Below are 16,109 nucleotides of genomic sequence, written 5' to 3'. Positions count from 1 at the left end.
GGTTTATCGCATTAATATCCGCTTTTGGCAAGTAGGGTGGTTCGCTTGATTGCGATCGCGAAATTCAAAATTCACATACCCTAAAGCCTGTGATATTATGGGAGACTGCTGCATACATTAGAAAAACTCAAAATCAAACCGAATCATGGCTCTGACGCAACAGCGCAAACAGGAAATAATTACCAACTTCCAAGTTCACGAAACCGATACAGGTTCCGCCGATGTGCAAATCGCCATGCTTACTGAGCGCATTAACCGCCTGAGTGAGCATCTCCAAGCAAATAAAAAAGACCATTCTTCTCGACGGGGACTATTAAAGCTGATCGGTCAGCGCAAGCGTCTTCTTTCTTACATCCAACAAGAAGACCGAGACAAGTATTTAGCTTTGATTGGTCGCCTCGGTATTCGTGGTTAGGAACAACCGCTTATGTCTGCTGAAGAATCACAACGCGATCGCTTACCCTTTGAACCAAAAACCAAGCGCCAAAAACCAAGCAAAGCCGCAAGTAAACCAGTACAGGAATCTAGCGCCAAAGCTGACAAAAAGCCACCTTACACCAAACAAGAGATGGCACTTCCTGAAGTAGTCAGCCAGCGAATGATTAGACGAGTAGCTGTATTCTGTGGCGTACCAACAGCTTTGGGCATTGCCATCTTGGTTGCCAGCTATCTGCTTGCCACTTACTCTGGCATCAAACTACCTCCCATCGCCGTGTTGCTGGTGAATATGGGACTTTTTGGTTTAGGAGTGTTGGGAATAACTTATGGTGTTCTCTCTGCTTCATGGGATGAAGAAAGAGTTGGCGGTTGGCTAGGTTTGGGTGAACTTAGCACCAACTGGGGGCGGATGGTCGCAGTTTGGCGGGAAACTCGGCAAAAAAATCCATAATTATTAGCGCTCAGGTATGAGATGACCACAGAATTGGGTAAATTTTAGAAAAAATGTTGAAGTTAAAATAAATTTTGTGACTTCAACATTACTAATTAAAAATTTATATTCTTTTTCTACCCAATATTTAGTTATCAAATTTTTAATTTTTCCTTATAAAGACGTAGCATTGCCACGTCTCTATATAATCGTTAATTCTCAACTAATCAGGAACTGTCACATGATCATAGTAATGAAAAATGGTTCCCCAGAAGCGGAAATCAGCCGCATTAGCGAGGAACTAACTAGTTGGGGTCTGACACCAGAAAAAATTGTTGGCCAACACAAAGTAGTGATTGGTTTAGTCGGTGAAACTGCTAGCCTAGACCCCCTACAAATTCAGGAAGTCAGCCCTTGGATTGAGCAAGTCTTGCGGGTAGAACAGCCATATAAACGAGCAAGTCGCCAGTTTCGTCACGGTGAAGCATCAGAAGTAGTGGTTGATACTCCCGATGGAAAAGTTATATTTGGCGAACATCATCCCTTGGTAGTCGTGGCTGGCCCCTGTTCAGTAGAAAATGAAGAGATGATTGTGGAGACAGCACGCCGCGTCAAGGCAGCTGGAGCAAAGTTTTTACGCGGGGGAGCATACAAACCCAGAACTTCGCCCTACGCCTTTCAAGGACATGGTGAGAGTGCTTTAGAATTGTTAGCTAAGGCGCGAGAAATCAGTGGACTAGGTATTATTACAGAAGTGATGGATGCCGCTGACTTGGATAAAATTGCAGAATTTGCTGACGTTATCCAAGTAGGGGCAAGGAATATGCAAAACTTCTCCTTGCTGAAGAGAGTGGGAGGGCAGCCCAAACCAGTGCTTTTGAAACGAGGAATGGCGGCTACTATCGAGGATTGGTTGATGGCAGCTGAGTATGTTTTGGCAGCAGGCAATCCCAATGTAATTTTGTGTGAACGTGGCATCCGTACCTTTGACCGCCAATATACTCGCAATACACTAGATATATCAGTAGTACCAGTGTTGCGGAAACTGACGCACCTACCAATCATGATTGACCCCAGTCATGGTACAGGTTGGTCTGAGTTTGTACCATCTATGGCAATGGCTGCGATCGCAGCTGGCACTGATTCTCTCATGATCGAGGTTCACCCCAACCCCGCCAAAGCCCTATCTGATGGCCCGCAATCACTAACACCCAACCGTTTTGACAGCTTAATGCCAGAACTCGCAGTGATTGCCAAAGCTATGGGACGCTGGGAACAACCAGCAGTAGCGATGGCTTGAGAATTGGGAATGGGGAATTGTTATTCGTCATTTGTTATTAGACCTCTTGCATAAGCTAATCTGCCTTTAACTTGCATAATCCTTTGCCTCAGAAAGACGCAAAGAGAAGTTGCGTGCGGGGGTTCCCCCCGTTGAGCAAACTTCGGGGGACGCGCTTAAGGGGAGACGCGGGGATGCAATTTGAATGATTATTAGCTTAAATCTTTTTTTATCGGGCTACGCCCCGCTTCTCTACGAGACGCTCCGCGAACGCTAACACGCAGAGGCAAGGCAGCGCGTTGCGGGGGTTCCCCCCGTTGTAGCGACTGCCGCGCAGAGACGCAAAGAAGAACGCGAAAAGAATGACTTTTGCAAGAAGTCTATTGATTATTCTCCGCGTCCTTCATCCCCCGGTTGGTGAACGAAGTCGAACCACATCCCCCTCATCTGCCAGTCACTGAGCGAAGTCAAAGTGCATCCCTCACTGTACTTGAGTTGGGAAGGCACCAGAACGCACAGCTAAATTAACATTCTGTCCCTGGCGGCGTAACTCTAAGCGCAAATCTCCGCCGACTTGGCTATTTTCTACAGCTTTTTGTACACTGCTGGCATCTGTTACGGATTCACCATTGAGTGATTTAATCACATCACCAGGACGTATTCCTGCTTTCGCCGCTGGGGAATTGGGTATAACTCTGACAACTAAGACGCCTTTATCTTCATCTACACTTAAGGTGCTATTGGGATCTGAGTTAATATTTTGCTTCAGTTGAGGCGTTAACCCGATCATCTGAACTCCTAAATAAGGATGTTGCACTTTGCCTGTAGCGATTAGTTGAGTAGAAATACGTTGCGCTGTCTTAATGGGAATAGCAAAGCCGATTCCTTGCGCCCTTTGAATAATAGCAGTATTCATCCCAATCACCTCACCACGAGAGTTAAGCAAGGGGCCGCCAGAATTACCGGGATTAATCGCTGCGTCTGTCTGAATAAATTCAACTCGCTTGTCAGGCGCACCTATTTGATTGCTAGTGCGTCCTGTGGCGCTAATTATTCCTGTAGTCACAGTATTATCTAAACCAAGGGGATTACCAATTGCGATCGCCCATTCTCCTGGTTGCAATTGGTCTGAGTTACCCAATGCTACTGATGGTAAATTGTCAGCTTGAATTTTGACAACTGCCACATCTGTGAGTTCGTCTTTTCCTAGCACCTTACCTTCATAGCTACGCCCATCTTTGAGTGTAACTGTCACCATATCAGCACCATCAACTACGTGAGCATTGGTGAGAATTTGCCCATCAGCACTGATGATAAAACCTGAACCAGTACCCCGTTCTACTTGCCTCTGTTGCGATTCTGGCAGTTGAGAACCAAAAAAGCGGCGGAAAGATGGATCATTGAATTCATCAGGTATTGCAGTTCTAACTGTCCGAGAAGAATCAATCCTAACTACGGCTGGGCCGACTTTTTGTACTACCTGAGTCACAAAGTTAGAATCTGTGGCACCTGGTAATGGGGGTGCTGCATTGACTCGACTCGCAGCCAAATTGGCAACAGATTGAGACACCTGCTGTTGATTTCCAGCTAAATAACCACCAGCCAATGTCATACCCGAACCCAACAGTACCAACGATAAAGAGGCAGCTGCCTTTTTCCAGGGTGCATAAGTATTAGATGAAATGCTATTTGATGGGGAATTGCGATCGTGTATTTGGTTTTGCATTGCTATCTAGAAAGAGATTTATCATGATGTACTTCCAATGTAGATAGCGTTTATGACAAATTTATTACAAGGATATAGCGTTGTTGTGAAAAGCCTGAGTGGATGTTTGCCATGTACACATGTAAATGCAGACATTAACAAACACACGGATTATAGCAAATGCTTCAATGATGTATGATGTATTGTTTCAGAAGGTGGAGAAAAATATTCCCACAAGGTAGAGACACGCAGTAAAATTGTTTTCCAGCTTAGATAAAGTATCAAAAAATAAGGAATAATGAAGCCTCTGCTGACACTTGATTTATTACTACAGGAAGCTGTTAAGTTTTCCGATATAGAAAGTATTTACGATGAGCCATCTTTATTTGGTGTTACAGATGGAAAAGCCGTTGGAACCTACTTAGAGCAAAAATTTCGGATATATTTGGCTTTGTTATATGAGTATCAATTAGGAAACTCGGCTTCCGGAATAGATTTCCCAGAGTTAAATATAGATATGAAAGTTACAAGCATCCGCCAACCTCAATCCTCATGTCCATTTAAATCTGCTCGTCAAAAAATTTTTGGTCTCGGTTATGGGTTACTAATCTTTGTTTATGAAAAAACAGATGACCATCTACGTAAAACTGGTAGACTTGATATGAAACACACTATTTTTGTTAATAAAAACTATACTGCGGACTACCAAATGACTCGCGGTATAATCGATATTCTTGCGAATGATGGTAATGCTGAAGATCTTATTGCTTACATGATGGATAGAAATCTGCGAGTGGATGAGATTGAAGCAAGTAATATTGCAGAAGAAATACTCATAAACCCACCGGAACAAGGCTATTTAACAATCTCAAACGCTCTACAATGGAGACTACAGTATAGTCGTATTATACAGAAGGCTGGTGAGGTTAGTGGTATTCTTAAAGTGCGATGAACTAAAATGGTACAAAAGAAAGATAAAAATACATGTGAATTTGGTGATTTCCAAACACCAGAAAGTTTTGCACTAGAAATAACAAATATTGTTAAAAGATTGGGGATAGCGCCAAAATCAGTTTTAGAGCCTACTTGCGGTCGCGGAGCTTTTTTAATAGCTGCTTGCCAAACATTTTCATCTGTTAATAAATTTGTAGGTTTTGATATTAATATAGAGCATCTTAAGTATCTGAAAAAAAGAATTATAACAGAAAAATATGCTAATGAAATAGATATTATTAATGGTAATTTTTTTAATTATGATTGGTCAGATATTATTAACAGATTAACTGACCCATTACTGATTATTGGAAATCCTCCTTGGGTAACGAGTTCAGAGCTAGGCTTTTTAAAAAGTTCTAATTTACCGCAAAAATCGAATTTTCAAAATAAAAGTGGATATGAAGCGCTAACAGGCAAAAGCAACTTTGATATTTCTGAATGGATGTTACTTAAACAATTAGAGTGGCTGAAAGAACGCATTGGAGTCATTGCTATGTTATGCAAAACTTCTGTTGCTAGAAAAATTCTTATTCATGTCTGGCAGCAGAAGTATAGAGTCATCCTTGCCCAAATTCATAGTATAGATACTCTGAAAAACTTTAATGCTTCTGTAGATGCTTGTTTATTCATTTTGCAAATTGGAGACGGAAGCTTAGAAAACAAGTGTGAGATTTTTGATAGCATTTATGCACAAAAATCATCACAAACTATTGGTTATTATCAAAACACAATTGTTTCTAATCTTAACAACTATCAACGTTGGCATAATTTGCAAGGAAATGACTCCAAATATATTTGGCGTTCTGGCTTAAAACATGATTGTTCAAAAGTTATGGAACTTGTACGCCAAGGAGATCAATACTGTAATGGATATGGAGATATTTATTTTCTTGAGCAAGATTTTGTTTACCCTATTTTGAAAAGTTCTGATGTTAGTAATGCTCATACATCCACTTGTCGAAAATACGTTATTGTTACACAACAATATATTGGAGAGGATACGACGCCCTTAAAATTTAATGCGCCTAATATATGGGAATATCTGCAAAAATATAGAGAACATTTGTCTAAACGTAGCAGTTCTATTTATCGGCATCGTCCAGAATTTTCTATATTTGGGGTGGGAAAATATACTTTTATGCCTTGGAAAGTGGCGATATCAGGTTTTTACAAAACTCTTAACTTTATAGAAGTAGGGCCAATTAACGGTCAACCTGTTGTCTTTGATGATACAGTTTACTTTGTGCCATGTTGGTCTCAATCTGAGGCGAATTTTATTGCTGCTATGCTGAACTCGCAGCCTGCTAAAGAGTTTCTGACGTCAATGATTTTTTGGAATGATAAACGACCAATAACTATTGAATTGCTGAAAAGACTAAATCTGCGCGTACTAGCGCAGATTTTAGATCAAGAAGAAGTATATGACGGTTACGCTAAGAATCATGTTGTATGAAACTTAGCAAACTCAAATTAAATAATCGACAGCGCACCTAAATTACCGCTGTAACCAGTAATCTCAATGATGCTATCAGTTTTGGCATCAAATCCATTAACGGCATCATTAATAGCCTTAGAGTCTGTTCTTTTATCTCTGAGGTTGCCAGTGTCATCATAAATATACGTCGTAGTAGATGTCATAATTTTGATTTACGCAAGTTGGGGATAATTACTGATTGTAGCGATCGCTATATTCCTCTGATGACTATTTAATTGATTGCAATAAATATCAGTAATAATTATTTCTTTAGACATAGAGCTAAACCAAATTTTTCGTTAACTAAGTGGTATGTTAAATGATGGTCAACGGGTAGATTAGAGAGTTTGTGATGCCAAAAGTTCGGTTCGACAAATACTACCGTTACGAAGACCTGACAAGTGTTCTGCATGGTTATGCTCAGGAATTTCCCCACTTGGTAAGTATAGAAAGCATCGGCAAGAGTTACGAAGGTCGTGACATTTGGTTATTAAAAGTTACCAACTTCGCTACTGGTACGGATGGCGAAAAACCCGCTCTTTGGGTTGATGGCAACATCCATGCCGTGGAACTAGCACCATCAAGTGTCTGCTTATACCTATTGCAAACATTAACCACAGGCTACGGAACTCATCCAGATATTACCCGTTGTTTAGATACTCGCACCTTCTATATTTGTCCCCGCGTAAACCCCGATGGTGCTGAGTTAGCAATGGCAGAAAAGCCGAAATTTATTCGTTCTGCTACCCGCCCTTATCCCTATGATGAGGAACGCAACGATGGGTTAGTGATTGAAGATATTGATGGTGACGGGAAAATTTTACTCATGCGAATCCCAGACAGCAACGGGACTTGGAAAGTTTGCCCCACCGAACCGCGTCTGTTGGTACGACGCGAACCCACAGAAACAGGTGGTCAATATTATCGCTTGCTGCCAGAAGGACGGATAGAAAATTACGATGGCGTCCAGATACATATTCAGCCACCCAAGGAAAGACTAGACTTAAACCGTAACTTTCCGGCATTGTGGCGACAAGAATTTGAGCAACCAGGGGCTGGCCCATATCCAACATCTGAGAACGAAGTGCGATCGCTCGTACAATTTATCACTAATCATCTCAATATTACCGGAGCTATCACTTTTCACACCTTTAGTGGTGTTCTGATTCGGCCCTACACTCACCAAAGTGATGAGGAGTTTCCTGTCAACGACCTCCGCACCTATCAACGCATTGGCGAACAAGGTACCCAACTCACCCAATACCCAGCCATCTCTGCTTTTCATGACTTCCGTTACGACCCCAAAGACACAATTACAGGTACTTTCGATGATTGGGCTTATGAACATCAAGGTGTATTTGCTTGGACGGTGGAAGTTTGGAGTCCTCAGCGGCAAGCAGGAATTACCGATTATAAATATATCGATTGGCAGCGGGAACACCCTTTAGAAGATGACTTCAAGTTACTGCGCTGGAACGATACACAACTTGCTGGTAAAGGCTATGTAGATTGGTACTCCTTCGACCATCCCCAACTTGGCCAAATAGAATTGGGCGGTTGGGACAGCATGTATGCTTGGACAAATCCACCTCCAGAATTTTTGGAAACAGAAATCGCCCGCTTCCCTGAATGGTTGGTGTGGCATCTATTAATCTCTCCACACTTGGAGATTTATGAAGCTAGTTTTGATAACTTGGGTGATGATACTTATCGAGTGCGGCTGATTGTGCATAACACAGGCTGGCTATCTACCTACGTGACCCAAAAAGCTTTAGATAAAAAAATCGTGCGCGGTTGTATTTTTGAGATAGAACTACCGCCCAGCGCAACTTTAGTAATAGGTAAACCCCGTGAGGAGTTGGGACAATTAGAGGGACGCGCTTATAAACCCTCAACTCCCGGTAGGCGACAAAGTGATAGCACCAAAGACCGCGCCAAGGTCGAGTGGGTGGTAAACGCACCTTCAGGTAGCACAGTGAAGCTATTAGCTCGGCATGAACGCGCCGGAGTTGTTCGTGCCCAGTTGAAGCTTGGATGATTAAATAATTCCTAGTACCCAGTCTCCTCATATGAAAACTGCTGTGATTGCACACTAATTTTTGAAATGCGATCGCTGATTTGTCAGCTATAAATTATTATTTCACTTATTAAAACAACTATCTAAAGAGTGATAATTTTGATAAAAAATACAGCCGTTAGCTAGTTGTTGAATAAATATTAAAAATGCAAAATATTACTTGTATCGAAAAAAACATTTTTCTTACCCAATCCAAAAATAATGCTACTCCAGTTGGATAAAACCACCTTTGTCTGGCATAGAGAAAAGCCTATAAAACGTGACTTATCTCAATATTTTATGGCAATACCAGAAATAATAAATAATAGACTGAAAAAGAATTTTTTGTTTATTTGCAACATATCATCTTAGTTATACGTCATTTTTTATATAAGAGTTGGAGAAAGCATATAGCAATATCAAATGGGTTTTGTCCTACGTCGAAATCAAAAGGCGATCGCCACACTTGTTGAGATATTTTTATCTGCTTACATCATGCACGTCACACTTTATAAAAAGCACTCAATACATTTGAGAAGTGGTTCTGATTTTTTTGTTTCTGGAGGATATTTTCATGAGTAGTTTCTTTCGTTGGTCATCAGCAAGCGCTTCTTTACTAACTTTAGGAGTGATAGCTGCGACTGTAACACCCATATTGATTTCTGGTTCAGCATCATCTCAAGAGACAGTTCCCACCGTCCCACCATCTCAGACAACTCCCACCCCAACTGTCCCACCATCTCAGACGACTCCTACCCCATCCACACCAGCACCAACAACAGTTAACTTGTCTGATGTTGACCAGGATTTTTGGGCACGTCCATTCATTCAAGTCCTGGCTGATAATAATGTGATTAGTGGCTTTCCTGATGGCACCTTTAAGCCGAATCAACCTGTGACTCGCGCTCAATTTGCGGCAATGCTACAAAAAGCTTTTAACCAAAATCCCGTTCGGCAGTCAAGTCCAGGTGGATTTACAGACGTTCCTGCCAACTATTGGGCTGCTGCTGCAATTGCTAAAGCCTATGAAACTGGATTTATGAGTGGCTATCCAGGAAACTTATTTTTGCCCAATCAAGAAATTAATAAAGCGCAGGCCATCGTTGCTTTAACCAGTGGCTTAGGTTTGACTGCTACTGGCGACCCATCAAGTACTCTTAGCACTTACTACACCGACGCCTCAGCTATTCCTAGTTACGCTATTAATAATGTGACAGCAGCAACACAAGCTGGTATTGTTGTCAACTATCCAGAAGTAAAACAACTCAATCCGTTACAGACATTAACTCGTGCAGAAGCAGCAGCACTTTTATATCAAGCCTTAGCTAGACAAGGACGAGTCCAACCAATTGCCAGCAATCTGCCAGCAGCTACTTACATTGTGGGTGGAACTACTAGCCCAGCACCAGGTACTACCGATATTGTTTCTTTAGCTGCATCGAGTAATTCTTTTACTAACCTGACTTCTTTGTTGCAAACAGCAGGTTTAACAGACATTCTCAAGCAACCCGGCCCTTATACAGTTTTCGCCCCCACTGATGAGGCATTTGCAGCCCTACCACCTGCAACTCTCCAGCAATTACAGCAACCAGAGAACAGAGAAACACTAATTAAGATTTTGCGTTACCACGTAGTTCCTGGTGCAGTAACTTCTAATCAACTCTCAGCTGGAGAACTCAAAACTTTTGAGGACAGACCTGTAAATATTCAAATTGATCGCACCGCTAATCAAATCGCCGTGAATGATGCCAGAGTTATCCAAGCTGATGTTCAAGCTAGTAATGGTGTCATCCATGCTATCAACCAAGTCCTGATTCCGCCTGATATTAACCTCAGCCAGTTAAATCAGTCACCAGGGGAAGCTAGTACTGATGTTGATCCAGGTAGAAGTACTCGCGGTGGCTCTAGCTATATCGGGGTAGCTGGTAATATTGGCTTGGGTGGTGATTCAGCACTCAGCGATGGTAATATCGCAGTGATTAGTAAGATTAGTCTGACATCGGTTTTATCAGCGCGACCATCAGCGGTGTTTGGTGATGATACAGTGGTTCTAGTTCCCATAACTTTAGATTTTTCCCCAAGGGGAGTAAATCCTACAGGTAATCAAACTTTCCCTGTATCACCTTATATAGGTGCTGGTGTTGCTATTGAAACTAGCGACGATGCTGATATTGGTTTACTACTAACTGGTGGTGTAGATATTCCTTTAGCTTCTCGGTTTACAATCACAGGCGCTGTCAATGCAGCCTTCCTAGATGAAACTGATGTCGGATTGCTGTTAGGAGTAGGCTATAACTTCTAAATATCACAAAATCCATAAGTTAGGACTTTAGGTGAATAGAATTCGCTCTCCATGGACTAACCAAAAGTTATGTCTTTCAAACCCACCGAGGTGGGTTTCTAATCGCTAAGGCTACGAACCGTTAAAAAACCCACCACTGCATGTTAGTACAAGTCGCAGTTGTGGGTATTATATTAGTCGATTTTGGTTTAGGAATGCTTCTAGTTAGGCTGCTTCGGTCAACCAAAAACTGCAAAATCTATAAGGTTGTTGGAATATCTCCACCGCGAGATATTCCTCCAGAACTGTGTTCATCAGGAAATCTACCTGCATCGGCTTCTTTGAGGAATCCACTGTAGGCTTCCATGCCGTGTTCGCCAATATCCAAACCTTCGAGTTCTTCTTCTCGCGATACTCTAATACCCAAAGTGGACTTGAGTACTAGCCAAAAGATGCTACTAACAAGAACAGTCATGCCACCTACAGAGAGAATTCCCACTATTTGCGGAATCAATGTGCCAAAGCCACCACCAGCGAATAATCCATGTGGCCCTACTGGCTTACCTACTAAGTCAACCATCCAAGAGTATCCACCAGGGCCAACGGCAAACAGACCTACTGCCAGAGTCCCCCAAATACCACATACTAGGTGAACTGAGGTAGCTCCTACTGGGTCATCAATACCAAGTTTGTCAAAGAAGGTGACAGAGAAAACTACGATGACACCAGCAACTAAGCCAATGATGAAAGCACTACCAATGCTGACGTAAGCGCAAGGTGCTGTGATGCCAACTAAGCCTGCTAAAATTCCATTGATAATCATCGACAGGTCTGGCTTACCCAGGTACAGCCAAGCTGTAATTGTGGCGGCAATCCCACCAACTGCACCAGCCATGTTGGTTGTTAGAGCAATGTGAGTAATCGCATTTGGGTCAGCAGCCATTGTGGAACCGGGGTTGAATCCAAACCAGCCCAACCATAGAATCAGACAACCCAGAGTAGCTATACTCATGTTGTGACCAGGTAGGGCAACAACTTGCTTGTCTTGATATTTACCAATCCGTGGGCCAAGAAATGCAGCCCCCATCAATGCCGCCCAACCACCGACAGAGTGAACTACCGTAGAACCGGCAAAATCCCAAAAACCCATGTCTGCTAGCCAACCACCGCCCCAGATCCAGTGGCCAGTAATGGGGTAGGCGATACCAACGAGTAAGAGACTGAAGATTAAGAAGTCAACGAACTTAATCCGTTCGGCAACTGCCCCAGAAACGATGGTTGCTGCTGTTCCAGCAAACACTAACTGGAATAAAAATTTGGCTGCTAGGGGTACACCTGTCCAATTGAGGGCACCGAAGATGCCTTTATAAGCATCCCCTGTGGCAGGACTATTATCTGCTCCTCCTAAGAAAAACCCACTTAGACCAATAAAGTCATTGCCATCGCCAAACATTAAGCCAAAACCGATCGCCCAAAAAGCAACGGTAGCTAAAGCGAATACAATCAAGTTCTTAGCTAGAACGTTGACAGCGTTTTTCTGGCGACAGAAGCCGGTTTCTAACATACAAAAACCAGCATTCATGAAGAATACTAAAAAGGCAGCGATCGCAACCCACAGAGTATCAAGTGCTACCTTCAGATCCGCTGTTGTCGGGCCTGCCGCTGGGCTTGGGGTTGGGCTTTGGGCAACTGCTACATAACTCCAACCCAAAACAATCAAACAAGCTATTGGTAAGCAGGCTTGCCAACTGGGCGAGAGCCGCTTAATTGCTGAACTAAATCGCTTGACTTTTGAAGGAATTTGTGAATTTTGAGCGTAATTTCTTGCAGTCAAACGCCGACTTTTTGTTTTCGATTTTTGTTTGTACATGAATTTGAGCATTATCCTCTAAACCATTCTTGACATTAACAAACGGATTGAGTTGAAAAACAACAACTAGAAGTTAAATCCAGCGCTTTTTGATATTTCTCATTGAAACCACTTGCTTGTAAACCAGTAAAGTTAAATCACTCTGCTAGATGTTAAGGAAACTTGTGGTTCGTTTGCTGATATGGTTATCCTTAAAAAACTATTATGTTGTTTCTGATGCAGTCAAGTCTCCTTCACTTAATCTTTAACAATAAACCTTTAAGGGCACGAATGCATGAAATTGTTAACATAATCTCTCTCAAAAAGTAGAGAGGAAGAATAAATGCTAGCATTGCAGCTTAAGTACCATATAGTTGATATTTTTAAAGAAAGAGTGTTGCTGATGCTGCAAGACTTTCTAAATAGCTAGTTAACGAGTTAAAAAGAAATTATCTCATTATTTTTGTTAATTTCATCCCTACAATTAACTCTTTTTCCAAATAAAAAATAGTTACCAAAATCAATACAAACGCCTCTATGAGGAATCACAAGACTAGTCCCTGTTGCTTAGCGAACTTACGCAAACTTAATAAATTTGATTGATTTTCTATTTAGTTGAACTAAAAAACTGTATCAAGGAATACTTTTTTGGGGTTTTATTTACAGCTATTAGCTTTCAAAGTGCTAAGTAAAGTAACACGAACCCCCACGCAAGCGATAATTATGGTTTATTAAGTTTTTATACCAAATATTGGGGATTGGGAAATTGCGAATTGCGACCTTCTCCTATCAAAGACGCTTCGCGAACTGCAAATCGGTTATTCTCCCTCATCTTGCCCCACTCCCGACTCCCTACTCCCGACTCCCCATCTGTTGTAAATATTGCTGGTAGCCGAGTTGTTCTAGTTTTGCTTGCTTGACAATTACCGACTCACAAAGGGTTTGGCGATATTGTTGCACTTTTTCTAATAATTCTGGCTGGTGGGTAGCGAGAATTTGCACAGCCAAAAGACCGGCATTTTTGGCATTACCGATCGCCACTGTTGCTACAGGAATACCTGCGGGCATCTGAACGATTGAATACAAAGAATCAACACCTTGCAAGCTACGAGTGTATACAGGGACACCAATCACGGGGAGGGGGGTTAGAGATGCCACCATACCCGGCAGATGGGCAGCACCACCAGCACCAGCGATAATTACTTTTAAACCGCGTTGGTGTGCTTGTTGGGCATATTGCACCATGCGTTCTGGGGTACGATGAGCCGAAACGATCGCCACTTCAGTGTGAATGCCAAACTCCTCACAAACTGCGATCGCGTCTTTCATGGTAGGCAGATCCGAATCACTGCCCATAATAATGCCAACCAGAGAAGTCATAAAAATTTCCACTTATTTGAGATAAATGTACAACACACAGTCACAATCCCCATGCCCCTAATCCCCACTGGGCTTCGCTAACGTGGGGGCCCCAAGTTCCCCAATCCCCTATTCCCCATTCCCTACTTTGGGATAAAGTATTGTGTGTGCCAACTTTGATTGATGCCATCTAATGGAGACTGCAATGAGTAAGGGTGTAATCACCATAACTGATGCCGAGTTTGAGGCCGAAGTGTTGCAAGCCAAGCAGCCTGTATTAGTTTATTTTTGGGCTTCCTGGTGTGGGCCATGCCAGTTAATGTCCCCACTGATGAACTCAGTTGCCACCAAATACAGCGATCGCCTGAAAGTTGTCAAAATGGAAATAGATCCTAACCCTCTGACTGTGAAGCAGTACCAAGTTGAAGGCGTCCCAGCCCTCAGACTAATTCAAGGACAAACACTCATAGAATCAACAGAGGGCGTGATTGGCAAAGATAAATTAATTAGCCTTTTAGATTCACATTTAAATTAGTCATGAGTCATTGGGAGCTACTACGTTGCTCTGGTTCCCAGAGTTGAAGTAAGTGGCATTCATTAGTTATGAGTGCAAATGACTAATGACAAAGGACAAAGGACAAAAATGCAATTTGCAACTCGTTTACAACCCCTGCAATCTAACGTATTTGCTGATATGGATAAGGCCAAGGCGATCGCTTTGGCAGCTGGTAAAGAGCTGATTGATCTGTCGCTGGGGTCTTCTGATTTACCAGCCCAAGCGCATGTTCTTGAGGCGATCGCTCAGTCTCTTGGCGATCGCAGCACTCATGGCTATTTACTGTTTCATGGTACTCAAGCATTTCGTCAAGCCGCAGCTAACTGGTATGAGCAAAAATTTGGCATTAGAGTTGATCCAGAAACTGAGGTATTGCCTCTGATTGGTTCTCAAGAAGGCACAGCTCATCTACCTCTGGCACTACTAAATCCGGGTGATTTTGCTCTATTACTTGATCCTGGCTACCCTTCTCACGCAGGAGGAGTATATTTAGCTAGCGGTCAAATTTACCCAATGCCCATTACAGCAGAAAACGGTTTCTTGCCAGTTTTTGCCGATATTCCCGCCCCAGTATTAGCCCAGTCGCGGATGATGGTATTAAGCTATCCCCACAATCCGACTGCGGCGATCGCTCCTTTATCTTTTTTCCAAGAAGCCGTTGCCTTTTGTGAGCAACATAATCTCGTTTTGGTTCATGATTTTCCCTATGTGGACTTGGTATTTGAGGGGATTGGGGACTGGGGACTGGGGACTGGGGACTGGGGATTGGGGATTGGGGACACGGAGACACAAAAACGCAAAGACATCGCAAATTCTTTCTCCGCGTCCCCCTTCGGGTTCGCAGTCGCCTGCGGAGGGAAACCCTCCTGCAGCGCTGTCTCACCGCGTCCCCCACTCTCCGCGTCCTCTTCCCAATCGCTAGTCCCTTCGATTTTGCAAGCTGACCCAGATAAAAGGGTATCAATTGAGTTTTTTACGCTTTCTAAGTCTTACAATATGGGTGGCTTCCGAATTGGTTATGCGATCGGTAATGCCGAGTTAATTAATGCTTTACGGCAAATTAAAGCAGCTGTTGATTTTAATCAGTATCGCGGGATTTTGAATGGTGCGATCGCTGCTTTGACTGGGACTCAAACTGGAGTGACAGATGGCGTCACTACTTTTCGCCAACGCCGTGATGCTTTTATCAATGCTTTACATGGCATTGGTTGGCATGTTCCAACTCCCAAAGCCACAATGTATATTTGGGCAAAATTACCCTCACGTTGGAGTCATAACTCCATAGAGTTTTGCACCCAGTTAGTTAAACAAACAGGTGTAGCAGCTTCTCCTGGTGCTGGCTTTGGTAAATCTGGAGAAGGATATGTCCGCTTTGCTTTGGTACATGAACCAGCCATATTAGAAACGGCTGTGCAGAGAATTGCTGAGTTTTTCGGTAATTCGTAAAAAGTAAGAAGTAAAAAGTAAAAAGATAATCCCCATAAATAAGCGCGAAAAGTTTGCGCGTCCGGGTTTCCCGGATTGAAACAAGTGGCGTGGTTTCCCCCATGAACAACTGCCGTCAGAGCGGAGGAAACACAAAGAGTGACTTTGCGCTCAATCCCCATTACAAAACTTAATTACGCACTTCATAGCGTAAAGCCTGCGGCATAGCTTCGCTTAGAGCGAGTCCTCGATAGCGTTAGC

General features: G+C 42.8%; 14 protein-coding genes. 10 read left to right on the top strand and 4 right to left on the bottom strand.

Annotation, left to right across the window (positions count from 1 at the left end; genetic code table 11):
* Window positions 1–145: 145 nt before the first annotated feature.
* From rpsO to aroF, 3 genes are all read left to right on the top strand, one after another.
* A complete protein-coding gene (gene rpsO, locus AC5JMF_RS13050) occupies window positions 146–415 on the top strand; it encodes a 30S ribosomal protein S15 (protein ID WP_495796149.1) in 270 nt (89 codons plus the stop codon).
* 12 nt (window positions 416–427) lie between these two features.
* Window positions 428–889 (top strand): PAM68 family protein, encoded by a 462-nt coding sequence (locus AC5JMF_RS13045; RefSeq protein WP_495796148.1) that lies wholly within the window; start codon window positions 428–430, stop codon window positions 887–889.
* 220 nt (window positions 890–1,109) lie between these two features.
* Complete coding sequence (gene aroF, locus AC5JMF_RS13040) at window positions 1,110–2,168, top strand: 3-deoxy-7-phosphoheptulonate synthase (RefSeq protein WP_495796147.1); 1,059 nt, start codon at window positions 1,110–1,112, stop codon at window positions 2,166–2,168.
* Between the two features lie 460 nt (window positions 2,169–2,628).
* Here the strand turns inward: aroF and AC5JMF_RS13035 are convergent, their stop codons facing one another.
* Entirely contained in the window at window positions 2,629–3,873 is a 1,245-nt protein-coding gene (locus AC5JMF_RS13035; RefSeq protein WP_495796146.1) for an HhoA/HhoB/HtrA family serine endopeptidase, read from the bottom strand.
* Window positions 3,874–4,147: 274 nt separating this feature from the next.
* Here AC5JMF_RS13035 and AC5JMF_RS13030 point away from each other — a divergent pair, with 274 nt between their 5' ends.
* Together AC5JMF_RS13030 and AC5JMF_RS13025 are read left to right on the top strand one after the other, a co-directional pair.
* Entirely contained in the window at window positions 4,148–4,804 is a 657-nt protein-coding gene (locus AC5JMF_RS13030) for a type II restriction-modification system restriction endonuclease (protein ID WP_495796164.1), read from the top strand.
* Between the two features lie 6 nt (window positions 4,805–4,810).
* The gene (locus AC5JMF_RS13025; protein ID WP_495796145.1) at window positions 4,811–6,301 is read left to right on the top strand and encodes an N-6 DNA methylase; all 1,491 of its coding nucleotides are present in this window, start codon (window positions 4,811–4,813) and stop codon (window positions 6,299–6,301) included.
* A 17-nt stretch (window positions 6,302–6,318) separates the two neighbouring features.
* Here the strand turns inward: AC5JMF_RS13025 and AC5JMF_RS13020 are convergent, their stop codons facing one another.
* Window positions 6,319–6,486, bottom strand: coding sequence for a bluetail domain-containing putative surface protein (locus AC5JMF_RS13020; RefSeq protein ID WP_495796144.1), 168 nt, complete (start codon window positions 6,484–6,486; stop codon window positions 6,319–6,321).
* 188 nt (window positions 6,487–6,674) lie between these two features.
* On the opposite strand from AC5JMF_RS13020, the gene AC5JMF_RS13015 reads away from it, so the two are divergent.
* The 3 genes from AC5JMF_RS13015 to AC5JMF_RS13005 all read left to right on the top strand — a co-directional run bounded on the left by AC5JMF_RS13015 (window position 6,675) and on the right by AC5JMF_RS13005 (window position 10,680).
* Window positions 6,675–8,360 (top strand): M14 family metallopeptidase, encoded by a 1,686-nt coding sequence (locus AC5JMF_RS13015; RefSeq protein WP_495796143.1) that lies wholly within the window; start codon window positions 6,675–6,677, stop codon window positions 8,358–8,360.
* 441 nt (window positions 8,361–8,801) lie between these two features.
* Window positions 8,802–8,960, top strand: coding sequence for a hypothetical protein (locus tag AC5JMF_RS13010; RefSeq protein ID WP_495796142.1), 159 nt, complete (start codon window positions 8,802–8,804; stop codon window positions 8,958–8,960).
* The gene (locus tag AC5JMF_RS13005) at window positions 8,953–10,680 is read left to right on the top strand and encodes a fasciclin domain-containing protein (RefSeq protein WP_495796141.1); all 1,728 of its coding nucleotides are present in this window, start codon (window positions 8,953–8,955) and stop codon (window positions 10,678–10,680) included. The genes AC5JMF_RS13010 and AC5JMF_RS13005 overlap by 8 nt, the downstream gene beginning before the upstream one ends.
* A 238-nt stretch (window positions 10,681–10,918) precedes the next feature.
* On the opposite strand, the gene AC5JMF_RS13000 is transcribed toward AC5JMF_RS13005, so the two are convergent.
* Both AC5JMF_RS13000 and purE read right to left on the bottom strand, forming a co-directional pair.
* Window positions 10,919–12,529, bottom strand: coding sequence for an ammonium transporter (locus AC5JMF_RS13000; RefSeq protein WP_495796140.1), 1,611 nt, complete (start codon window positions 12,527–12,529; stop codon window positions 10,919–10,921).
* An 831-nt stretch (window positions 12,530–13,360) separates the two neighbouring features.
* The gene (gene purE / locus AC5JMF_RS12995; protein WP_495796139.1) at window positions 13,361–13,888 is read right to left on the bottom strand and encodes a 5-(carboxyamino)imidazole ribonucleotide mutase; all 528 of its coding nucleotides are present in this window, start codon (window positions 13,886–13,888) and stop codon (window positions 13,361–13,363) included.
* A 184-nt stretch (window positions 13,889–14,072) separates the two neighbouring features.
* Here purE and AC5JMF_RS12990 point away from each other — a divergent pair, with 184 nt between their 5' ends.
* Together AC5JMF_RS12990 and AC5JMF_RS12985 are read left to right on the top strand one after the other, a co-directional pair.
* The gene (locus tag AC5JMF_RS12990; protein ID WP_495796138.1) at window positions 14,073–14,402 is read left to right on the top strand and encodes a thioredoxin family protein; all 330 of its coding nucleotides are present in this window, start codon (window positions 14,073–14,075) and stop codon (window positions 14,400–14,402) included.
* 108 nt (window positions 14,403–14,510) lie between these two features.
* On the top strand, window positions 14,511–15,869 hold the full coding sequence (locus AC5JMF_RS12985) for an LL-diaminopimelate aminotransferase (protein ID WP_495796137.1): 1,359 nt from the start codon (window positions 14,511–14,513) through the stop codon (window positions 15,867–15,869).
* The last annotated feature ends 240 nt before the right edge of the window (window positions 15,870–16,109 follow it).

Source organism: Desmonostoc vinosum (genome assembly GCF_059505385.1).
This window is presented reverse-complemented; position numbering and strand designations above follow the sequence as displayed.